Below are 22,287 nucleotides of genomic sequence, written 5' to 3'. Positions count from 1 at the left end.
CCACCATTAACAGCATTAGTCTTTATAAAGTTAGGTTATCATCCGATTGCTGGACTTGCGATGGCTTATGCCTCAGCACTAGGTGCATTTGCTGCGAACGTTACATTAGGTATGAGTGATGCGTTAGTATATGCGTTTACGAAACCAGCAGCTGAAATAATTGATAAAGATATCAATTTAAATGTCGCGATGAACTGGTATTTTATTGCAGCATCAACAATTATATTATTACCAGCTATTTATTACGTCAGTATGAAAGTCGTTATTCCGCGTTTAGGTATATATAAACCTGATGAAGGTTCTGAGAATCAAAGTGATGATAATGAAATTAGTGCAAAAGAAAGTAAAGCATTGAAGTTTGCGAATATTAGTTTCTTTGTTGTTGTAGCGTTATTACTTGCTTTAGCGATTCCTGAAAATGGTTGGTTAAGAAATCCAAAGACAGGTAGTTTAATTGATAAAGCACCATTGATGGATGGTGTAGGTATCATTATTTTAGTTATCTTTTTCGTGCCTGGATTTGTATATGGTATTCTTTCCGGGAAAATCTCAAATACAAAAGATTTAGGAAAAATGTTATCAGATTCCATGTCCACAATGGGTAGCTTTATCGTTATTGTATTTTTTGCTGCTCAACTTTTAGCATATTTAGAATGGAGCAATTTAGGTATTGTGATCTCTGTAAAAGGTGCAGAATTATTGCAAGGTCAAAATGGAGTCATCTTGATTATTGGATTTATAATTTTAAGTAGTCTTATCAATCTATTAATCGGAAGTGCCTCAGCTAAATGGGCAATATTAGCACCAATCTTTATACCAATGTTTATGTTATTAGGCTATCATCCAGCATTTACACAAATGGTTTATCGTATCGGAGACTCCATTACAAATCCGATTACACCGATGATGCCATATTTACCATTATTACTTTCATATGCTCAAAAATATGATAAAAATATGAAACTAGGTACATTAATATCTAGTTTAATGCCATATTCAATTGTGTTAGGAATCGTTTGGCCATTATTTATGATTATATGGTACTTACTTGGTATACCTCTAGGACCAGGAGGAGATATTTATTTTAATAAATAGTATTATGCATTTTAATAATTATAAAATTAATAATAGTTATAAATTCGATCTATCTGTGTTATGAGTATTCCACAATATAGTGTCGTTATGGTACAATCACCATTGGTACATTAAAACGATTATAAAAATAAGCGGTATACAATATATAACAACAATAAGAAAAGGATGATTGAATGTCTCCATTAATTTTAAAGCCTGTATTCAAAGAACGTATATGGGGTGGTAGAAATTTAGAAAATATGGGATATAACCTGCCTGAAGGACGAATCGGTGAATGTTGGGGAATATCTGCACATGTAAATGGGCCAAACGAAATCGCAAACGGACCATACAAAGGACAAACTTTAGATGAAGTTTGGTTAAATCACCCAGAACTTTTCGGTAATCCTACAGAAGAAAAGTTCCCATTATTAACTAAGATTCTTGATGCAAATGATCAACTATCTGTACAAGTACATCCTGATGATACATATGCACGTGAACATGAAAACGGTGAATTTGGTAAGACAGAATGTTGGTATATTATAGATGCTAAAGAAGATGCAGAAATTATATATGGAACATACGCAAACACAAAACAACAATTAGAAGAATTTATACAGAATGAAGATTGGGATCATTTATTTAAACGCGTAAAAGTAGAAAAAGGAGACTTCTTCTATGTACCTAGTGGAACAGTTCACGCAATAGGTAGCGGTATAATGATTCTAGAAACACAACAAAATTCTGATACAACATATAGAATTTATGATTATGACAGAATTGATAAAGACGGCAAGAAGAGGGAACTTCATTTAGATAAGAGTATCGACGTTATAACAGTAGGTGCACAAAGTCCAAATGTACCACCTAAAAAGATTGATGATGAAGAACAAAAAGGAACATTATTAATCGAAAGCGACTTCTTTACAGTTGCAAAGTGGGAAATTAGTGGGACATTTAATTTTAGAAAACCTAGAGACTATTGCTTAGTAAGTGTGATAGCTGGAAGCGGAGAAATTATTACAGATGGTAATGTATTTGAAGTAGAAAAAGGCGATCATTTAATCATGACAGCAGATGATTTAGATAATCACATAAATGGTGAATTAGAAGTCATCATTAGTTATGTGTAGATAGGGGTCTATCAAATGAAAAAATTTCTATATTTATCATTAGTATGTGCAGTCATTGCAGGATTAGGTTTGTTTTTCGGAATGCCTAAGTATCCAACGCCAGTCATACCATTTATCATTGCGTTAATTGGTTTAATACTTGCAATCTCTACATTAAAAGATAAAGACATATCAGCAGGACTCAAAATAGGCGGCATATTAGTCAATCTTATGCCATGCTTAGCAGGGTTATCGCTGATCGTATAAATCATAATAAATCAACAGTAGAAATTCTGTAATAGAATTTCTACTGTTTTTATGTATGATAGGGTACAAAATCAAGATGTAACGCACGAAGACTCGTAGATATCGTGCGCTAGGGTACAAAATCAGGGTGTACTGCACGAAGACTCACGCATATTATCTTCCTACCCACCTCCTCAATTTACCTTGCGCTATTTATAATATGCGATTTATTATATTTGTTCATTTTCTAATTAATCTTTAAAAGTAATATACTATTATAGGATTAATGAAAATGAAATAAAACTGTAATATAAACGATAAACATTACGGTGTATAATTAATAAGAATTCATAAAAAAACTGTAAGAAGATGGAGGTAAGTTATTTTGAAGAAAAAGACAATAGCGGCATTTGTTGGTGCTTCGGTGGCAGTTGCAGTATCTTCTCATCAAGCGGAAGCAGCAACTTATAAAGTTAAAAGTGGAGATTCTTTATGGCTGATTGCTGATAAACATAATACAACGATTGCGAAAATTAAAAGCTTAAATAAATTAAGTTCAAACCTTATTTTTCCTAATCAAGTATTGCAAGTTCCTGGAACTTCAAATTCATCAAGTACATCAAACACGAGCTCAAGTAATACTTCAACTTCATCAACGACATATTACACAGTAAAATCGGGAGATACATTAGGGGTTATTGCTGGTAAATATGGTACAACGTATCAAAAAATTATGTCATTGAATGGGTTAAGCAACACAATTATTTATCCGGGACAAAAATTAAAAGTTAATGGTACAGCAACTTCTAGTAGTAACACGGGTAGCTCTAGTAATAGCGGAGCGTCAAATGCTTCAAGCAGCACTTCTACTTATACAGTTAAGTCAGGAGATTCACTATCAGCGATTGCAGCTAGATATGGAACGACATACCAAAAAATTATGTCATTAAACGGTTTGTCAAACTTTATCATTTATCCGGGACAAAAATTAAAAGTGAGTGGAACAACTTCAAGCTCAGGTTCTACTTCTAATTCAAATAACAACAGTGGATACACATCACCGACATTCAATCATCAAAACTTATACGACTGGGGTCAATGTACTTGGCATGTATTTAATCGTCGTCAAGCTATAGGTAAACCAATTAGTACTTATTGGTGGAATGCAAATAACTGGGCAAGTGCAGCTGCTAAAGACGGTTATGTAGTCAATCATAGACCAGCAGTAGGATCAATCCTTCAATCATCAGCTGGATACTATGGCCATGTATCATTTGTTGAAAGAATTAATTCAAATGGAAGTATTCAAGTATCAGAAATGAACTTTAGTTCATCACCAGGAGTACTAACTTACAGAACGGTACCAGCTTCTCAAGTTTCAAGCTATAATTTTATACATTAATCAGTGAAGAGTCTTGGACATTATGATGTGTCCTCGGCTCTTTTTTTATGATTGTAAACATAGACATGAGTGTGAATGTCTTATACAATGTTAATATTAATGTGTTGTTAAAAAAGTAAATTTTAAGCGTAATTATTATATGAAAAAGTTAAGATATCAAAGTAAACATCATTATGAAAATCGATCATTATAGATATTAAGGAGTATACATATGTCTGAAGAAAGAAACTACTTTTGGTTAAATTGTGGATATAATAGGTGGCGTCATACGGAACCATTAGAAGGCCAAACTGCAGTGTTTGAATCAGGTGCAAGCTTTAATCCAACGCAAGGCTATCATGCATTTAAGACAGCCAAACCAGGAGATAAAGTGATTTATTATCAAGTACAAAATCAAGTCGGCTTACTTGGGTTCGGTGAGATCTTACAAGTTCAAACGGGTGGTAATCAAAAAGTAAGTATCCAATTTAAGTTTGAGCAATCTTTAACAATGTTATCTATTGAATATTTAAAGAGAAGTGAACAATTAGAATCTAGAATTAAACAGATGACAGAACAATTGTTTAATCGAATTACGAAAGAAGAATTCGAATTAATTATAGGCTTGGGACAAGGCGCTATAAAAATTCCTAGGTATTTCTTACTAACAGAAGAAATTCAATTTGAAGAAGAGCAAACGTATACAATTTTTACACATACTGTAAATGGTATAAAGAGAAATGGTTATACATACTATACTCAGTTAGAAATAGGAGACCAGATTATATTTTTAAGTAGAAATGCTAATCAGTCTATAATAGGAACTGGGGAAGTGTCAGATAGTATACATAAGTTGCCACCACAACCAGGTAGAACAGATTCTACGTGTATTGAAGTTAAATATCATGAAGATATTAATCCTGTGAATATTGGCGAATTAAATAGACATCAAACTTTAAAGAAATTATATTTCTTGCAAGATAGTTCAAAACAATCTATTGCTAATTTAACAAAAGCACAATATGATGCAATGATAGATATGAGTAACGGGACGTACAAAGAAAGTTCTAGCAATCAATATGAGATGTCTGTGCAACGTGAGCAGGAAAATGAACCTAAAAAAGATAAACCTATTATTTTAATGCTTTGTGACAATAAGGAAGACGGTTTGAAAAAAGCGAAACATTATGTTGAACGTGAACTTGCTAAAGGTATATATACAGTAGGTCATCCTGATTTCTCAGAAGAAATGTTATATGGTCGATATTTACCAAATGAAAGTGGCGCTTTATATTATAGAGAAGGTTTCATTACAGGACATATTACGAACTCAGAAAGAGAATGGCTAGTGATTGACCAGTTTGAAAGAATAGATCCAGAAATCTTTCAATTATTCTTAAATGTGCTTGATGGCCACGAAATGACATTACCAAGATATAATCACGAAGGTAAAATGGTGAAGTGGAGTTTAGAAAAAGACTCATTCTATCGTCATAATCCTAAATGGCGCATGATTGGTTTATGTTATGGTTCGATTGAAGAAATTAAAGAACAATACTCACATCAATTTTTAAAACATTGTAGAGTATTACATGTAGGATAAAATAGACGGAATAAAATCTTAACACTTAAGATTTTATTCCGTTTTTATATTTTTAAAGGTTTATAAATTGCAGAATATTCTGTAATATAGAATTATGCTTGGTTTATATTTCACAAATAAAATAGCAAAGGGGTCATTTTATGGAGAAAATCGTAGCATTCTCAGATTGGTTATGGGGGTATCCAATCGTCACACTTTTATTAGTATCAAGCTTATTTTTAACATTGTATTTAGGTTTAATTCAATTCAGACATTTTGGTTACATGATGAAACAAACTTTTGGAAGTATTAATAAAGAGCCTAAAGGAGAAGGTACGATTACTCCGAGGCAAGCGTTAACGTCTGCTTTATCATCAACAGTAGGTGCGGCAAACATTGTCGGTGTACCTACAGCCATTATGATGGGTGGACCTGGTGCAGTATTTTGGATGTTAGTGATCGCGTTTCTAGGAATGGCATTAAAATATTCCGAAAATGTACTAGGTATATATTATCGTGAGAAAAACGATAAAGGAGAATTTGTTGGTGGACCTACATATTATATGAAAAAAGGTTTCAAAAATAAAAAAGTCGGACTAGTATTCTCGTTTGTATTTGCATTTGCTTTAATGATTGAACTTATCCCAAGTATTATGGTACAAGGGAATTCAGCAGCAAGTACTGTACAAGATACATTCGATATTCACATGGGTATAACAGGAATTGTACTAGCTGTTATTGCAGCTTTAGTTGTATTTGGTGGTATTCAGCGTATTGCAACATTTACCGAAATGATCGTACCGGTTATGGTAGGCTTATATTGTATTATGGGCTTCTTGATTATTATACTGAATATTCAACATGTGCCTAGCGTAATTGCTTTAGTTGTTGAGAAGGCTTTTAATCCAGATGCGGCATTAGGTGGTAGTTTCGGTGCTGCGTTAGCCACAACAGTACGTTGGGGATTTGCACGTGGTATTTATTCGAATGAAGCAGGTCTTGGTACGTCACCAATTGCACATGCGGCTGCAAAGACTGACCATCCTGTAAGACAAGCATTCTGGAGTGTAAGTGAAATTGTTGTAGATACATTAATCATATGTAGTACGACAGCATTTGTCGTTTTAGTATCTGATGTTTGGAAAGATAATGATGCTAAAGAACAATCTGCTGCACTTACAGCTCGTGCATTTTACAATGCATTTGGAACATTTGGAAGCTGGATTGTTTCTATCTCTATGGTCTTCTTCGTATTCTCAACAATCATTGTTGTTATATACTATGGTTCAAGAATGGCAGAATATTTATTTGGCTTAACGGCAGGATTTATTATGAAGATTGTTTATGTACTATCAATCGCACTTGGTGCATTCGGTGCTGGTACACAACTCTGGAATTTATTAGACATTGCACTTGCATGTATATTGATTCCAAATATTATCGCAGTCGTGATGTTAGCGCCTAAAGTTAAAAGTTTAACAACAGAATTCTTTACTGGAAAAGAATTCTATTTAAAAGATAAAACTAAAAAGTAAGTATCTACAATTAATTGAATACAAGAAAAAGATTATAACGATTACAGTTATAATCTTTTTTTATTTGTAAAATTATAGTACTTCTATGCACTTTGTGAGTTAGTCAATTCGGTTTGATAATTAACTGCTATAAAAATACATAAATTGTCAAATATATATTTAAATTCCATATTGATGTTATTTAATTTTGTGTTAAAATTATTTTAAGAAAATCTAATTAATGGAAAAAACAGGAGGTCAGACTATGAAGACTCAATCTTATTCAGAAGCAATTTCAACATGTTCAGCGTTTTTCGATCAGCAAAATAAAATTGATAATATCTTTTTAGTTATTGAACAAAAGTATGGTCTAAAGAAGCATGAATTTTTCTTTTTAATGAAATTAAATGAAGTGGAAGAAGTACATCTTAAAGATGCTATTGAAAAAGGCTATATTAAACAAAATAAATCAGCGAGAGCGATCAAACGTTTATTTGAGAAAAGATACATATTAAAAAATCGCTTAAAATCAGACGAACGAGCAGTAATTTTACGTTTTAACAATGAATATAAAGAAGAATTCAATGAAATTATGCAAGAAGTTATATATATGCTTAATGAATAGTTATATGAGTTATAAGTATGAGCCTGGCACATAAATATTTGTCCAGGCTTTGTAATTATGGCATTGTATTATGTAGCATGAAATATTAAAATTATAAATGTAAGCGCTTTATTTTAGGAGGTTATCTATGGAGAAGAATAGTACATCTAAGAAAGAGATTAGTTTCTTTTGGGCCGTTGTGCCATTTTTATTTATGATTATCAGTATGTTATTTACGGTAGTCGTTTTAGAACAAGCTCCGCACATACCGTTAATGATAGGAACAGCAATTGCTGCAATTGTAGCGTACTATCATGGTTATAGCTGGCAAGACATTGAAGAAATGATGTATAAAGGTATTAGGCTAGCCTTACCAGCAATCGTCATTATCATTTTAGTTGGACTGATCATTGGTGCTTGGATAGGTGGAGGCGTAGTAGCCACAATGATTTACTATGGCTTGAAATTAATAACGCCATCATTATTTTTAGTAACCATCGCAGTTATTTGTGCAATCGTATCATTAGCAATTGGTAGTAGTTGGTCAACAATGGCAACAGTTGGTGTAGCAGGTATGGGAATCGGATTAAGTATGGATATTCCAGCTGGCATGATAGCCGGAGCTATTATATCTGGATCATACTTTGGTGATAAGATGAGTCCATTATCAGATACGACAAACTTAGCAGCAGGACTAACAGGTACGGATTTATTCGATCATATTAAACACATGTTCTATACGACAGTACCTGCCGTTATCATTTCACTAATTGTATTTTTTATTTTAGGACAACAATTTTCAGCTGGTAATATGGATCAAGCAAAAATTGATGCTATCAATAGTGAAATGCTAAATAAATTTACAATTTCACCGTGGCTGCTGCTCGTACCCGTAATTGTTATAATATTAGTAGCATTTAAAGTACCAGCAATCCCAGCTTTAGTCGTCGGTATTGTCTTAGGATTCTTATCACAAATATTTATTCAAGGTGGTAGTCTTCATGACAGTGTGAAAACATTACAAACTGGTTTTGTACTAGAAACAAAAAACGACTTAGTTAAAGAATTGTTCAACAGAGGTGGATTAGAATCCATGTTCTATACAATTTCAATGACTATAGTTGCTATGACATTTGGAGGCATCCTAGAATACTCAGGCATGCTGAAAGCTATCATTACAAAAATTTTAAAAATCGCAAAAGGTACTGGTGGTTTAATAGCATCTGTTATTATCTCATGTATAGGTACAAACGCTTCATGCTCAGAGCAATACATATCGATTGTAGTTCCTTCAAGAATGTACATTAATACATTTTTGGAAAGAAGGCTACATCCGAAAAACTTATCACGTGCACTTGAAGACGGTGGTACAGTAACTTCAGTATTCTTCTTATGGAATACATGTGGGGTATTTATCGCCCAAACATTGAATGTGAATGTATTAGAATATGGTATTTATGCAATCTTTAATTATACAGTACCAATTATATCCATCATCTTTGGATATGTAGGATTTAAAATTATCAAAATTAATGAAGAAGAATATAAAGAATTTAAAAAACAAGCTACTTAATAATAGAAATGAAGAGGGGAGCGGGACAGAAATCTAATTTGTAAAAAAAGATTTCGTAGTCCCGCCCCGGCAAGGATGACTAGAGTTGAAAAAGCTTGGTACAAGCGCATTTCAATTCAGTCATCTACTGCCAAGATACTACAAGAGACTGAGACATTACATTATGTCCCAGTCTCTTTTTTATCGTTAGGGACATTATTCGGAATTGTGTCCGTAAAACTTTTATTTATCATACTGTCGTGTTACGTTAAAGAAAATAATGATTGGAGTGATTGTTATCGCTATTGTTTATTATGATGGGGATTGTGGATACTGTAATCGTGCTGTGATGTGGTTAATTCATCATAAGATTTCGACTCGTTTTCAATTTGCTCAACTTGAATCTTCATATGGTGATCATTTAATTGATGTTCGACCTGACTTGCAAAAAATTGATAGTATTATCGTTGTAGATGGTGACAAAGTATTGATTAAATCAAGTGCGATTATTCATTTATTATATCAAATAAAAGGCTATCAACTATTGGGGTGGGCTTTGAAATGGATACCGAGATGTGTTCGAGATGTTGGTTACGATGTATTTGCCAAAATCAGACATAAAGTGATTTTGAAAAACGAATGTAAGATACCGACACCTGAAGAAAGAAAATATTTTTTAAATTAATATTGCATAAATAAAGATTGCGTGATATCCTTTTGTGTAAACGGTTACACAAAAGGAAGTTGAAGTATGGCAACAATTAAACAAGTTGCGCAACATGCAGGAGTATCTGTTGCTACTGTATCTAGAGCGCTTAATAAAAGTGGTTATGTTAAGAAGGAAACACAAGATAAAATTGATAAAGCAATTCAAGAATTAAATTATCGACCTAACGAAACAGCAAGAACTTTATATAAACGACAATCTAGAATGATAGGACTATTGTTACCAGATATGAGTAACCCTTTTTTTACAGTAGTTGCTAGAGGTGTTGAAGATGAAGCGATGGCGATGGGCTATCATATCATTATTGGAAATGGTGATGGCAATGATGAGAAAGAACTTGCTTATTTAAATACATTTAACGTACATAATTGTAGTGGTATTATTGCTTCACAATTATCGAGTAAGGAAACTTTTGATTCATTTAAATCGTATAATATGCCTTTTGTTCTGTTAGACCGTGTGTACGAAGATCATGAATTTGTTGAAACAAATCATTACAAAGGTGGACAACTTCAAGCTCAAGCAGTGATAAATGGTAAAGCCAAATCTGTTCTTATTTTAGAACAAGACTTAAATTACAAATCATTTAGAGAGCGATTCAATGGTGCGAAGTTAATGTTAGATGAAGCGGGCATCAAGTATATCTCAGCTAATGAATTATCTTTATCAGAAGATGATTTTCTCAACTTAATTAAAGAACACGACATTGATAGTATTATTTGTAGTAATGATGTAGGTGCATTTAACGTCATGAGTATTCTTTATAATCATCAATATAAAGTACCAGATGATATACAAGTTGTTGGATATGATGATATTCCGTTATCACGTACATATTCACCGAGTTTAACAACGATTCATCAACCTGCTTATTTAATTGGTCAAAAAGCTTGTCAACAATTGATTAAACAGTTGGAAGGTAAACAAAGAGAACATCATCAAATATTAGATGTTACTTTAGTAGAACGACAATCAACAAGGAGAGATTAATATGAATAAAATTACAGTTATCGGAAGTATGTCTATAGATTTAGTTGTATCAGCGTCTAAAAGACCAGGTAAAGGAGAAACAATTCTTGGGGACGATTTCTTTACAACACCTGGTGGGAAAGGTGCGAACCAAGCAGTCGCAGCTGCAAGATTAGGCGATAATGTACATATGATTGGTAGAGTTGGCGATGATGATTTTGGTAAAGAAATATACGAAAATCTTCAAAATAATCACGTTATTGTGTATGGTGTGGAACCCGTTACACAAATGCCATCGGGAACAGCACATATAACATTATCTGAACAAGATAATAGTATTATTGTCGTACCTTCAGCTAACAATGAAGTGACACCAGACTATGTAAAAAAACATCTAGAAGCATTGTCTGAAGGAGATATCGTTTTATTACAACAAGAAATTCCAAGTGAAACTGTGGAGTTTGCGGTTGAATATTGTTCAGAGCACGGTTTGATTTCAATACTGAATCCTGCACCATATCGAGAGATTAGTCACACTGTTATCGAAAAAGTTGATTATTTAACACCAAACGAAACAGAAAGTGATGAGATGTTTAAAGGTGAATTAGATGAAGCGTTAGCAGCTTATCCAATGAAATTGATTGTAACTTTAGGTGATAAAGGTGCAGCTTATCATAATGGTAAAGAAAAAGTTCAAGTACCAGGTTATAAACGTGAAGTGAAAGATACGACAGGTGCTGGAGATACATTTAATGGTGCATTTGCAGTAGCGCTTCAAAAAGAATACAGCTTAGATCAAGCATTAGCATTTGCTAATTTAGCAGCAAGTCATTCAGTAACTGGATTAGGTGCACAAGGTGGAATGCCAACATTACAAGATATTAAAGGAGAATGGGATGTATAAGACAGGGATATTAAACAGTGAAATTTCTAAAGTATTAAGCGATCTTGGTCATACAGATCGTATTGTGATCGCAGATTGTGGTTTACCAGTACCAAAAGGCGTGCGAAAAATTGATTTAGCACTGACTTTTGGTGTACCAAGTTTTGAAAGCGTTTACGATATTTTGTTAGAACATATGTCTGTACAGAAAATGATTTTTGCAGAAGAAATTAAGACTGATAATTCACCACTTTATGAAAAGATTAAAGAAACAGATGTTGAAAGAGAATTTGTATCACACGAAGCATTTAAAAAATTAACACAAGATACTGTCGCTATTATAAGAACAGGGGAAGCAACACCATATGCAAACGTCATATTAGAAAGTGATGTTTTATTTTAAGGAGGGATTTCATGTTAGAAATGTCTGGTGTACATAAAGCGTTTGGCCAAAATAAAGTGTTAACAGGCGTAGATTTTAAATTAAAAGAAGCTTCAGTTCATGCACTTATGGGAGAAAATGGTGCAGGGAAATCTACTTTAATGAAGATTCTTGTTGGTATTCATGAAAAAGATGCAGGTCAAATTAATTATCACAATCAAGAAGTTGTCTTTAAAGATGCTCAAATGTCAGAAGAAGCAGGTATTACGTTTATACATCAAGAGCTTAATATTTGGCCAGAGTTAACAGTACTTGAAAATTTATTTATCGGGAAAGAAATGCGAAATAAATTTGGCATATTAAATGAGAAGAAAATGAAACAAGAAGCATTAAAAGTCTTTGGAAAATTAAACTTTAATATCTCATTGAAGAAAGTTGCAGGAAAATGTTCAATCGGTGAACAACAAATGATAGAAATTGCTAAAGCTTTAATGACCAATGCAAAAATTATCATCATGGATGAACCAACTGCAGCACTTACAGATAAAGAAATCACACAGTTGTTTAAACTCATTAAAAATCTTCAAAATCAAGGCGTTTCATTTGTTTATATTTCACATAGAATGGCTGAGATATTTGAGATTTCTGATGAAATTACCGTTATGAGAGATGGTAAAACTGTATTGTATAAACCAACAAGTGAAACCAATTATGATGAAATTGTTAAATCGATGGTAGGTAGAGACTTAACAGAGCAATTCCCAGAAAGAACAGTCAACCCAGGCGAAACATTGATGCATGTTAAATCTCTTAATAATGATGAACAAGGCATCAAAGATATTTCATTCTCATTAAGAAAAGGTGAAATATTAGGATTTAGTGGTTTAATGGGCGCTGGTAGAACTGAGATTATGAGAAGCCTGTTCGGAATTGATAAAGGTTATAAAGATATTGACATTAACGGTCAATCCGTATTGATTAAGTCACCGGAAGATGCAATGAAACATGGTTTAGGCTTAATTACTGAAAATAGAAAAGATGAAGGACTCATTCTCGATTTCTCAATCGAACATAATATGGTTCTACCATCTCTTGAAAGCTTTTCAAATAAAGGGTTTATTAAAGAACAAGCGACGCATGTGTTTGCGGATCAAATGAGCAAAAGGCTCAATATTAAGACACCACGAAAAGCACTAGTATCCTCACTTTCAGGTGGTAACCAACAAAAAGTAGTGTTGGCAAAATGGATTGGTACAGGTGCTCAAATCTTGATTTTAGATGAACCGACAAGAGGGATAGACGTTGGTGCTAAACGAGAAATTTATCAGTTGATGAATGAGCTAACTGAACGTGGTGTATCGATTATTATGATTTCTTCAGAGTTACCTGAAGTTATCGGCATGAGTGATCGCGTTATTGTTGTTCAAGAAGGCAATATTAAAGGTGAAGTTGAAGGCGAAAATATAACAGAAGAAAATATTATGACATTAGCTACAGGAGGGGAATTACATGCAACAACTAACAGCTAAGACTTCATTAGTCGAAAAAATTATTCCATTTATAGGACTTATATTATTAATCGTCGTGATTAGTATTATGAACTCTGCATTTCTAGATTTATCGAATTTATTAAACTTATTAAGACAAGTTTCAATTAACGGGTTAATTGCTTTTGGTATGACATTTGTTATTTTAACTGGTGGCATAGACTTATCAGTCGGTTCGATACTCGCATTATCAAGTGCATTTACTGCAATCTTAATTACAAGTGGTTTAGATCCAATCGTAGCATTGATTGTCGGAGTAATTGGTGGCTTCTTATTAGGTGTATTTAACGGTGTATTAGTAACATTCGGGAGTATGGCACCATTCATCGCAACACTTGCAACGATGACAATATTTAGAGGTTTAACACTCGTTGTTACTGATGGTAACCCTATTACTAATTTAGGTGATAGTTATATGTTCCAACTATTTGGTAAAGGTTATTTCTTCGGTATTCCAGTACCAGCAGTCACAATGATTATTGTATTTATTATATTGGCGATTATTTTACAAAAAACAACATTTGGTAGACATACATATGCTATCGGTGGTAATGAAGTCGCTTCAAAAATTTCTGGTATTAAAGTGAACAGAGTGAAAATTTTAATTTATGGTATTTCTGGTTTAATGTCTGCATTAGCAGGTGCGATATTAACATCACGTTTAAACTCAGCTCAACCTACAGCTGGTACATCATATGAGTTAGATGCTATCGCTGCAGTTGTATTAGGCGGAACTTCTTTAACAGGCGGTAAAGGTAGAATTGTTGGAACGTTTATTGGTGTACTTATTATAGGTGTACTTAATAACGGATTGAATTTATTAGGTGTATCATCATTCTACCAACAAGTCGTAAAAGGTATTGTTATTTTAATTGCTGTATTAATAGATAGAAAAAAATAATCAATTAGATTGAGGGGAAAACAAATGAAGAAATTATTAATACTACTAATGACAACTGTGTTATTTTTAGCGGCATGTTCACTTGAATCGCCTTTGAAAAAAGATAATGAAGGTAAAACAAATAAGAAAAAATCTGATATAACGATTGGTGTCAGTGTTTCAACATTAAATAACCCATTCTTCGTTTCAATTAAAGAAGGTATTGAAAAAGAAGCTGAAAAACAAGGTATGAAAGTGAAAGTAGTTGATGCAAGAGATGATTCAGCTAAACAAACAAATGATATAGAAGATTTAGTTCAACAACAAGTTGATTATTTAGTTGTGAATCCTACAGATTCTAGTGCAATTTCTAGTGCGGTTCAGTCAGCAAATAATGAAGGTATACCTGTTATTACATTAGATAGATCAGTTGATAAAGGTGATGTTGCAACATTTATCGCTTCAGATAACGTTGAAGGCGGTAAAATGGGCGGACAGTTTATTTTAGATAAATTAAGTAAAAATGCGAAAGTTGCCGAATTAGAAGGTGTTCCAGGTGCAAGTGCAACAAGAGAAAGAGGAGAAGGTTTCCATAAAGTTGCCGACAAATCACTTGATGTCATTGCTAAACAAAGTGCTAAGTTTGATCGAGCAGAAGGATTAAACGTGACACAAAATATCTTACAAGCACATCCAGAAGTAGAAGCGATATTCTCACACAATGATGAAATGGCACTCGGTGCTATCGAAGCAATTGGTGATAAAGATGTAATCGTAGTTGGATTTGATGGTAATGAAGATGCAATGAAAGCAATTAAAAGCGGCAAACTAGATGCAACTGTCGCTCAACAACCTGATAAGATGGGTAAAGCTTCAGTAGACTCTATCATTAAATTGATGGACGGTAAGAAACTTGAGAAAGAAATTAAGATTCCACTTAAGCTTGAGAAAGCAAAATAAATGTTTATAAAACGATAAAGAAGGTATAAGTCTAATGTAGGCTTTACCTTCTTTTTATGTAGATTTAAACTCTTATTTATAATTATTATAAATAAATCACTAAATATCGTTGACAGATTAGAATGATTATAATATAATAATTAATGTAATCAAGAAAAGATAACTATAGAGGAGTGTAAAATAAATGACAAATAATAAAGAAGTAATCGAAGCGTTAAATAAACAAGTAGCAGAGTGGACAGTATTATATACTAAATTACACAACTATCACTGGTATGTTAAAGGACCAAACTTCTTCTCACTACATGAGAAATTTGAAGAACTTTACAATGAAGCAAGTGTGTATGTTGACGATTTAGCTGAACGTATTTTAGCAATTGAAGGTAACCCAATCGCTACTTTAAGAGAAGCATTAGAATGGTCAGTTATTGAAGAAGCTGAGAAAAACTTAACTGCAAACCAAATGGTTGAACAATTATCTAAAGACTTCACAACTGTAATTGCTCAATTAGAAGAAGGTATTCAATTAGCAGAAAAAGTTAACGACGATATGACTGGTGATATGTTATTAGCAATGGTAACAAGTCTTGAAAAACACAACTGGATGTTAAAATCATTCTTAAAATAATATTGAATTAAAAATACCTAATCCATGAACATGTTGGATTAGGTATTTTTTTAATCATAAATGTAAACGTATTCACTTGAAATGAAAATTAAAGTAAACAGTGCTATCATGAATATAATTTCATATTGAGGGGGGATAACATGGAAGAACTCTATCATGCTTTAAAGAAACATTTAGATAATGGGCGCGTTTCTAAAGAAGTAGCGGATCTTTCAAGTTATAGTTTTGATGCTTCTTTCGGTGAATACATGCCTGATATTATTTGTCAGCCAATGTCTACTGAAGAAGTTGTGCATATTGTAAAGTTAAGTAATCAATATGACGTACCAATTTATCCAAGAGGTAGTGGTACAAGTTTAAGTGGGGGACCACTTGCAGTTCATGGTGGCATAGTATTGGACTTTTCAAGATGGGACAATGAAATCACAGTTTACGAAAATGATTTAATGATGGAAGTTTCACCAGGCGTTATCACTGAGAAAATTCATAAAATTGCTGAATCATATGGATTGATGTATCCACCTGATCCATCCAGTTCTCGTGTTTCAACAATTGGGGGTAACTTAGCTGAAAATGCAGGTGGACCAAGATGCTTAAAGTATGGCGTGACGAAAGACTATGTTGTTGGATTAGAAGTCGTAACGGCCAATGGTGATGTGATTCACTGTGGTGGACGCACAGTAAAAAATGTTACAGGTTATGATATGACGAAATTAATTGTAGGGTCAGAAGGTACGCTCGGTATTATTACAAAAGCTACTTTACAATTGATACCTAAACCGATTGATACAAAGACGGCAATGTTGCAATTTGATGATTTCATTACATCAGGTGAAGCGGTATCTAAAATTTTAAGATCAGGTATATTACCTTCTAAAATCGAAATCATGGATAAATATTGTGTTGATGCTGTATTGTCGACACATCCAATTGAGAATGTGACGGCTGATGCTGAGTCAGTATTGTTAGTCGAATTAGATGGTCATCCTTTAGCACTTGAAGCAGAAATGAAAATCATCGAAGAAACATGTGCTGCGCTACCTGGCTGTAAAGTCATCATTGCTGAAGATGAAAAACAAGCATCTGAACTATGGGAAGTACGTAAACTTGTGTCACCAGCTATCGTAAAATTTGGACCGACAAAGATAAGCGAAGATACAAGTGTGCCGGTCAGTCAAATTCCAGCTTTCTTTGAAGAAATCGAAAGAATTCGACAAACTTATCAATTAAATCTAGTTGTGTTTGGGCATGCTGGAGATGGCAATTTACATCCTAATATTATTACGGATAAACGTAAGCCAGAAGAAATGAAACGAGCAGAAGAAGCAGTTGCTGAAATTTTTAAAGCTTCACTGAAATTAGGTGGTACATTAAGCGGTGAACATGGTATTGGATTGTTTAAAAAGCCATTTATGTATAACGAATTTGATGAAGCGGGCATGAAATTTATGAAAGATGTAAAACAAGCATTGGACCCTAATAATCGTCTGAATCCAGGTAAAATCTTTCCAGACAAGCATGAAAGGTTTGTGTTAGTCCATGACGAATAATCTAATCGAAAAATTAGCTTATGATGCAACTTTTGATTGTGTTCAATGTGGCTTTTGTTTACCGTCTTGCCCTACATATTTAACGATGAAAGAAGAAAAGCATTCTCCACGAGGTAGAATCAATCTTGTTAAATATGCAGTTGAAGGTAAAGCAGAACTTAAAGATTTAGAAGAAGCGATTGATTTATGTTTAGGCTGTAGACAATGTGAAACAGTTTGTCCAACGAATGTTCAATATGGAGACATTTATGAATCGGCAGTCGAAGTATTAAGAGAAAAGCGCAATAAAAAATTAGACACACAAATCATGTCTGTATTTTTAGAACGTCAATATATGTTAGATGTGATGTATAAAGGCTTGATGCTCTATCATACGTCATTTGTTTCAAGCATTTTAAATAAGACAAATGCATTAAAATTACTACCAGAAAGATTAGGGAATATGGCGATGATTTTGCCACCAGTTCAAAAAGATAAGCGACCTTACCAAACACCATTTAGAACGAAAAAAACAACAATTGGCTTTTTCAGAGGTTGCATGATGGACTCATTTTTCTCACATATAAACGATCTTGCGATAAAAATTTTAGAAGCTCATAGTATTCAAGTTGTAGAAATTAAACAACAAACATGTTGTGGCGCACTTCAACATCACGCAGGAGAAATGAATAAAGCAAGAAAATTAGCCAAACTAAATATTGAAGCGCTAGAAAAATACGATGTAGATTATTATGTCAATGCTATTGGCGGTTGTGGCGCTTCGTTAATAGAATATGATCATTTATTGAGAAATGAAGCGGAGTGGAAAGATAGAGCAGAACAGTTTGTCGATAAAGTGAGAGACATATCAGTTATATTAGAAGACATTGACTTAAATTTAGAACACCCGATCAATATACAAGCCACATATCAGCCATCATGTCACTTGCAAAACGTACAACATGTATTCAATGAACCTGAAAAAGTAATCAACCAAATAAAAGGACTAACATATAAAGTATTACCCGAAAAAGACATCTGTTGCGGTTCAGCAGGTATATATAATATCGTGAATAATGATGCATCGATGGAAATCTTAAATCGAAAAATGAGTCACGTAAAAGAAATAGAGCCACAATTAATCATCACATCTAATCCAGGCTGTCACTTGCAAATGCTGTTAGGTGTTAAAAATGAAGGATTAGAAGATAAAATACAAGTTAAACATATTGTAGAAGTCGTAGCAGAAGCATGTGGTATAGAATAATGAGGATGTTGAGATGATGGTGAGAGATAATTGGCGAGAAATGTCCGTAAGAGGTATTGTTAGGGACAGAATTCTGAGAAATGTCCGTAAGAGTGGTTGTTAGGGACAGAATTCTGAGAAATGTCCGTAATGGGCGTCGTTAGGGACAGAATTCTGAGAAATGTCCGTAAGAGTGGTCGTTAGGGACAGAATTCCGAGAAATGTCCGTAAGAGGTGTCCCTCTAATTACCACAATTCAGAATAATGGAAGTTACAGCCTTCTAATTACCACAATTCAGAATAATGATAGTTAGCGACCTCTAATTATCTAACTTCTGGAAGTTAACGCAATCTATATAACTCCTTAACTATCACAAATGAAAAGAGCTGAGACGGGAATAATCGTCTCAGCTCTCTTTTTATAATTATTCTGCGATTTCTAATGCAATTTCCATCATTTGTGTAAATGAATTTTGTCTTTCTTCTGCTGTTGTTGCTTCATCTCTTAATAAGTGGTCACTTACTGTGAAGATACCTAATGCTTTTTTACCAGCTGCAGCGGCATTTACATATAATCCAGCTGATTCCATTTCAACGCCTAAGATACCTAATCTTGCCCATTTGCTTGTTACTTCTGAATCTGCATTATAGAAAATATCACTTGAGAAGATATTACCTACGTGTGATGTTGCGCCGATTTCGTCTGCTTTGTTTTTAGCGCTTGCTACTAAGCCGAAGTCTGCGATTGGTGCGAAGTAACCTGGCACGTTGAATTGATCAACATAACGAGAGTTTGTAGATGCACCTTGAGCGATAATAATATCGTATAAGTTGATATCTTCTTGCATAGCACCACATGATCCGATACGAATAATTGTGTCTACGTCAAAGAAATTATAAAGTTCATAAGAATAAATACCGATTGAAGCGATACCCATACCTGAACCCATAACAGAAACTTCTTTACCTTTATAAGTTCCTGTGTAACCTAACATATTTCTTACATCGTTGAATTGTTCTACATTTTCTAAAAAGTTTTCAGCGATAAATTTAGCACGTAATGGATCCCCCGGCATTAGTACTGTTTTTGCGATTTTTACACCATTTGGTTGAATATGTGGTGTCCCTTGAGTCATAACTATCTTCTCCTTTAAATAAAATATAAGTTTTTTCATCTTAAAGATAACATTTGTTTAAATTTTTTGCGAATTTTTGTACGATAAGAGTGAAAGAAAGTGGTGAATAGGGATGGATTTACAAAAGAACAAGGATAGTATCAAGATTGCAAAGCTATATTATCAAGAAGGTTTGAGTCAAGAAGCGATTGCGAAAAAGTTAAATATTTCAAGACCAACTATATCAAGATTATTGAATCATGCTAAAAATCAAGGCTTTGTGACGATTAAAATTGATGACCCTTATCAAGATGCAGAAAGTTTAGCTTCACTTTTAAAAGCGAAATACAATTTAAAAGATTGTGTTGTTGAACATGCATCTTATAACGATTATTCAAATATTCAAACGGCAATTGGTAAAAAGACTGCTGAATATTTAAATAAAATTGTGAAAAGCGGGGATAATATTGGTATAAGTTGGGGTAAAACGATGTATCAAGTCTCTCAATATCTAGAACAAAGTCATTATAAAGATATTGGTATTATTCAGTTGAAGGGCGGTATTAGTTTTTCAGATGTTGACACGAGAAGTCATCAAATTCTAGAAAGATTTGCTCAAGCTTATAATGCGACACCGAGAGATTTACCGTTACCCGTTATTTTTGATGTAAAAGAAGTTAAAGATATGGTTGAAAAAGACAGACATATTAAATCAATACTCGATCAAGGTAGACAAGTTGACGTTGCGATTTTTACTGTAGGAACTGTAAGAGATTCTTCCCTATTATTTAAACTTGGATTTTTGAGTGAAGAAGAAAAAGAAAGGCTTAAAAAATCAGCAGTAGGTGATATTTGTTCAAGATTTTATAATAGCAAAGGAGAAGTAGCAGACGAAGCTATTAATAATCGAACGATAGGTATTGAACTTGATGCGTTAAAAGGTATAGAACATTCAGTATTAGTTGCTGGAGGTGAGCATAAAATCGCTTCTATTAGAGGTGCACTTGAAGGTAAATTGAGTAATATTTTAATTACGGATCAATACACTGCACAGGCGTTATTAGATTAGTGAACAATATTTCAGTTATCGTTTTACAAATGTTCAACAACATTATATAATAGAGTTAATCAAAAAAATATTAGGAGGATTCAACATGTCATTAGCTAAATATATCGATCACACAGCATTAAAACCAGATACGACTTTGGAACAAATTGACGCTTTATTAAGTGAAGCGAAAGAATATGGATTCAAATCAGTATGTGTCAATCCTACTCACGTTGCACATGCCAAGAAAGCATTAGAAGGGACAGATGTACTTGTATGTACAGTAATTGGATTCCCTCTTGGAGCTAACACAAGTGAAGTTAAAGCATTTGAAACAGAAGATGCAATTAAAAAAGGTGCTTCAGAAGTAGATATGGTTATCAACATTGGTGCATTAAAAGACGGCAGAGATGAAGATGTTAAAAAAGATATCGAAAGTGTTGTTTCAGCAGCTAACGGTGTAACAACTAAAGTTATCATTGAAACTTCATTATTAACAGATGCTGAAAAAGTGAGAGCATGTGAACTTACTGTTGCAGCAGGTGCTGATTTTGTTAAAACTTCAACAGGATTTTCAACTGGTGGTGCAACTGCAGAAGATATTAAATTAATGCGTGAAACAGTTGGTCCTGATTTAGGCGTAAAAGCATCAGGCGGTATCCGTTCATACGAAGATGTTAAAACAATGATAGATAATGGTGCAACACGTATTGGTGCTTCAGCAGGCGTTAAAATTTTAAAAGGTGAAGCGTCAGATTCAGATTACTAAAATTAATGGTACTTGAAATAGTACCTTTAATTTTTAAGATTAAGGTAAGCGTATTCATACAAAAATTGGAGGGTATTAACGATGAGAATGGTTGATGTAATTGCAAAGAAACGTGACGGGAAAGAATTAACGAAAGAAGAAATTGAATTTTTTGTTAAAGGATATACTGCAGGCGATATTCCGGATTACCAAGCGTCTAGTTTAGCAATGGCTATATATTTTCAAGATATGACAGATGAAGAACGTGCAAACTTAACAATGGCTATGGTTGAATCAGGGGATCAAATTGATTTATCTGAAATTGAAGGTATTAAAGTTGATAAGCATTCTACAGGTGGTGTAGGTGATACAACTACACTTGTACTTGCACCTTTAGTAGCAGCATTAGACGTACCAGTCGCAAAAATGAGTGGACGTGGTTTAGGTCATACAGGTGGTACAATTGATAAACTTGAAGCAGTTGAAGGGTTCCATGTTGAAATTAGTGAACAAGAATTTATTGATTTAGTGAATAAAGATAAAGTAGCCGTAATCGG

General features: G+C 33.5%; 21 protein-coding genes and 1 pseudogene. 21 read left to right on the top strand and 1 reads right to left on the bottom strand.

The genetic code is table 11. The features are described from left to right. From CD035_RS07720 to CD035_RS07635, 18 genes are all read left to right on the top strand, one after another. Nucleotides 1-1,095, top strand: a 1,095-nt coding sequence (locus tag CD035_RS07720) for an AbgT family transporter (protein ID WP_229412535.1), incomplete at its 5' end; no start/stop codon positions are given. A gap of 173 nt (nt 1,096-1,268) precedes the next feature. Beyond that, nucleotides 1,269-2,210: a mannose-6-phosphate isomerase, class I gene (gene manA / locus CD035_RS07715; RefSeq protein ID WP_048541016.1), complete on the top strand. Its 942-nt coding sequence runs from the start codon at nt 1,269-1,271 to the stop codon at nt 2,208-2,210. A 15-nt stretch (nt 2,211-2,225) separates the two neighbouring features. Further along, nucleotides 2,226-2,456, top strand: coding sequence for a hypothetical protein (locus CD035_RS07710; RefSeq protein ID WP_048541014.1), 231 nt, complete (start codon nt 2,226-2,228; stop codon nt 2,454-2,456). Between the two features lie 364 nt (nt 2,457-2,820). Next, nucleotides 2,821-3,837, top strand: coding sequence for a LysM peptidoglycan-binding domain-containing protein (locus CD035_RS07705; RefSeq protein ID WP_048541012.1), 1,017 nt, complete (start codon nt 2,821-2,823; stop codon nt 3,835-3,837). Between the two features lie 211 nt (nt 3,838-4,048). Then, nucleotides 4,049-5,419 carry an EVE domain-containing protein gene (locus CD035_RS07700; protein ID WP_048541010.1) on the top strand — a complete coding sequence of 457 codons (1,371 nt, stop codon included), beginning with the start codon at nt 4,049-4,051 and terminating at the stop codon, nt 5,417-5,419. A gap of 140 nt (nt 5,420-5,559) precedes the next feature. Beyond that, nucleotides 5,560-6,933, top strand: coding sequence for an alanine/glycine:cation symporter family protein (locus tag CD035_RS07695; protein ID WP_048541009.1), 1,374 nt, complete (start codon nt 5,560-5,562; stop codon nt 6,931-6,933). A gap of 244 nt (nt 6,934-7,177) precedes the next feature. Further along, a complete protein-coding gene (locus CD035_RS07690) occupies nt 7,178-7,537 on the top strand; it encodes a transcriptional regulator, SarA/Rot family (protein ID WP_048541006.1) in 360 nt (119 codons plus the stop codon). A gap of 127 nt (nt 7,538-7,664) precedes the next feature. Continuing rightward, nucleotides 7,665-9,089 carry a Na+/H+ antiporter NhaC gene (gene nhaC, locus CD035_RS07685; RefSeq protein WP_048541004.1) on the top strand — a complete coding sequence of 475 codons (1,425 nt, stop codon included), beginning with the start codon at nt 7,665-7,667 and terminating at the stop codon, nt 9,087-9,089. Nucleotides 9,090-9,348: 259 nt separating this feature from the next. Further along, on the top strand, nt 9,349-9,753 hold the full coding sequence (locus tag CD035_RS07680) for a thiol-disulfide oxidoreductase DCC family protein (protein WP_201277786.1): 405 nt from the start codon (nt 9,349-9,351) through the stop codon (nt 9,751-9,753). A 66-nt stretch (nt 9,754-9,819) separates the two neighbouring features. After that, on the top strand, nt 9,820-10,785 hold the full coding sequence (locus tag CD035_RS07675; protein WP_048541002.1) for a LacI family DNA-binding transcriptional regulator: 966 nt from the start codon (nt 9,820-9,822) through the stop codon (nt 10,783-10,785). A gap of 1 nt (nt 10,786) precedes the next feature. Next, on the top strand, nt 10,787-11,668 hold the full coding sequence (gene rbsK, locus CD035_RS07670) for a ribokinase (RefSeq protein ID WP_048541000.1): 882 nt from the start codon (nt 10,787-10,789) through the stop codon (nt 11,666-11,668). Continuing rightward, nucleotides 11,661-12,050: a D-ribose pyranase gene (gene rbsD / locus CD035_RS07665; protein ID WP_048540998.1), complete on the top strand. Its 390-nt coding sequence runs from the start codon at nt 11,661-11,663 to the stop codon at nt 12,048-12,050. The genes rbsK and rbsD overlap by 8 nt, the downstream gene beginning before the upstream one ends. A gap of 11 nt (nt 12,051-12,061) precedes the next feature. Next, nucleotides 12,062-13,558: a sugar ABC transporter ATP-binding protein gene (locus CD035_RS07660; RefSeq protein WP_048540996.1), complete on the top strand. Its 1,497-nt coding sequence runs from the start codon at nt 12,062-12,064 to the stop codon at nt 13,556-13,558. Beyond that, nucleotides 13,539-14,477, top strand: a complete 939-nt coding sequence (locus CD035_RS07655) for an ABC transporter permease (RefSeq protein WP_048540993.1) — start codon at nt 13,539-13,541, stop codon at nt 14,475-14,477. Before CD035_RS07660 ends, CD035_RS07655 begins: the two co-directional genes overlap by 20 nt. Before the next feature lie 24 nt (nt 14,478-14,501). Next, entirely contained in the window at nt 14,502-15,416 is a 915-nt protein-coding gene (locus CD035_RS07650; RefSeq protein ID WP_048540992.1) for a D-ribose ABC transporter substrate-binding protein, read from the top strand. 184 nt (nt 15,417-15,600) lie between these two features. Then, on the top strand, nt 15,601-16,044 hold the full coding sequence (locus CD035_RS07645) for a Dps family protein (RefSeq protein ID WP_025906400.1): 444 nt from the start codon (nt 15,601-15,603) through the stop codon (nt 16,042-16,044). Nucleotides 16,045-16,184: 140 nt separating this feature from the next. Beyond that, complete coding sequence (locus CD035_RS07640) at nt 16,185-17,594, top strand: FAD-binding oxidoreductase (RefSeq protein WP_048540989.1); 1,410 nt, start codon at nt 16,185-16,187, stop codon at nt 17,592-17,594. Beyond that, complete coding sequence (locus CD035_RS07635; protein WP_048540987.1) at nt 17,584-18,840, top strand: (Fe-S)-binding protein; 1,257 nt, start codon at nt 17,584-17,586, stop codon at nt 18,838-18,840. The genes CD035_RS07640 and CD035_RS07635 overlap by 11 nt, the downstream gene beginning before the upstream one ends. 404 nt (nt 18,841-19,244) lie before the next feature. Here the strand turns inward: CD035_RS07635 and deoD are convergent, their stop codons facing one another. Next, on the bottom strand, nt 19,245-19,955 hold the full coding sequence (gene deoD, locus CD035_RS07630) for a purine-nucleoside phosphorylase (protein ID WP_025906394.1): 711 nt from the start codon (nt 19,953-19,955) through the stop codon (nt 19,245-19,247). Nucleotides 19,956-20,067: 112 nt separating this feature from the next. Here deoD and CD035_RS07625 point away from each other — a divergent pair, with 112 nt between their 5' ends. The 3 genes and pseudogenes from CD035_RS07625 to deoA all read left to right on the top strand — a co-directional run. Then, nucleotides 20,068-21,003, top strand: coding sequence for a sugar-binding transcriptional regulator (locus CD035_RS07625; RefSeq protein WP_048540985.1), 936 nt, complete (start codon nt 20,068-20,070; stop codon nt 21,001-21,003). 85 nt (nt 21,004-21,088) lie between these two features. Beyond that, a complete protein-coding gene (deoC, locus tag CD035_RS07620) occupies nt 21,089-21,751 on the top strand; it encodes a deoxyribose-phosphate aldolase (RefSeq protein WP_048540983.1) in 663 nt (220 codons plus the stop codon). A gap of 81 nt (nt 21,752-21,832) precedes the next feature. Then, nucleotides 21,833-22,287 (top strand): annotated as a pseudogene (gene deoA, locus CD035_RS14145) (pyrimidine-nucleoside phosphorylase); the annotation flags it as partial.

This window comes from Mammaliicoccus sciuri (assembly GCF_002901825.1).
In the GTDB taxonomy this organism is placed as follows: Bacteria; Bacillota; Bacilli; order Staphylococcales; family Staphylococcaceae; genus Mammaliicoccus; species Mammaliicoccus sciuri.
This window is presented reverse-complemented; position numbering and strand designations above follow the sequence as displayed.

What these genes read in the sequence shown, in the direction of transcription:
- CD035_RS07690 (WP_048541006.1), top strand. Translation starts at nt 7,178, where the DNA reads ATGAAGACTCAATCTTATTCAGAAGCAATTTCAACATGTTCAGCGTTT.
- CD035_RS07655 (WP_048540993.1), top strand. Translation starts at nt 13,539, where the DNA reads ATGCAACAACTAACAGCTAAGACTTCATTAGTCGAAAAAATTATTCCA.
- CD035_RS07625 (WP_048540985.1), top strand. Translation starts at nt 20,068, where the DNA reads ATGGATTTACAAAAGAACAAGGATAGTATCAAGATTGCAAAGCTATAT.
- CD035_RS07645 (WP_025906400.1), top strand. Translation starts at nt 15,601, where the DNA reads ATGACAAATAATAAAGAAGTAATCGAAGCGTTAAATAAACAAGTAGCA.
- CD035_RS07635 (WP_048540987.1), top strand. Translation starts at nt 17,584, where the DNA reads ATGACGAATAATCTAATCGAAAAATTAGCTTATGATGCAACTTTTGAT.
- rbsK (WP_048541000.1), top strand. Translation starts at nt 10,787, where the DNA reads ATGAATAAAATTACAGTTATCGGAAGTATGTCTATAGATTTAGTTGTA.
- nhaC (WP_048541004.1), top strand. Translation starts at nt 7,665, where the DNA reads ATGGAGAAGAATAGTACATCTAAGAAAGAGATTAGTTTCTTTTGGGCC.
- CD035_RS07700 (WP_048541010.1), top strand. Translation starts at nt 4,049, where the DNA reads ATGTCTGAAGAAAGAAACTACTTTTGGTTAAATTGTGGATATAATAGG.
- rbsD (WP_048540998.1), top strand. Translation starts at nt 11,661, where the DNA reads ATGTATAAGACAGGGATATTAAACAGTGAAATTTCTAAAGTATTAAGC.
- CD035_RS07640 (WP_048540989.1), top strand. Translation starts at nt 16,185, where the DNA reads ATGGAAGAACTCTATCATGCTTTAAAGAAACATTTAGATAATGGGCGC.
- manA (WP_048541016.1), top strand. Translation starts at nt 1,269, where the DNA reads ATGTCTCCATTAATTTTAAAGCCTGTATTCAAAGAACGTATATGGGGT.
- CD035_RS07675 (WP_048541002.1), top strand. Translation starts at nt 9,820, where the DNA reads ATGGCAACAATTAAACAAGTTGCGCAACATGCAGGAGTATCTGTTGCT.
- CD035_RS07710 (WP_048541014.1), top strand. Translation starts at nt 2,226, where the DNA reads ATGAAAAAATTTCTATATTTATCATTAGTATGTGCAGTCATTGCAGGA.
- deoC (WP_048540983.1), top strand. Translation starts at nt 21,089, where the DNA reads ATGTCATTAGCTAAATATATCGATCACACAGCATTAAAACCAGATACG.
- CD035_RS07695 (WP_048541009.1), top strand. Translation starts at nt 5,560, where the DNA reads ATGGAGAAAATCGTAGCATTCTCAGATTGGTTATGGGGGTATCCAATC.
- CD035_RS07660 (WP_048540996.1), top strand. Translation starts at nt 12,062, where the DNA reads ATGTTAGAAATGTCTGGTGTACATAAAGCGTTTGGCCAAAATAAAGTG.
- CD035_RS07650 (WP_048540992.1), top strand. Translation starts at nt 14,502, where the DNA reads ATGAAGAAATTATTAATACTACTAATGACAACTGTGTTATTTTTAGCG.
- deoD (WP_025906394.1), bottom strand. Translation starts at nt 19,955, where the DNA reads ATGACTCAAGGGACACCACATATTCAACCAAATGGTGTAAAAATCGCA.
- CD035_RS07680 (WP_201277786.1), top strand. Translation starts at nt 9,349, where the DNA reads ATGATTGGAGTGATTGTTATCGCTATTGTTTATTATGATGGGGATTGT.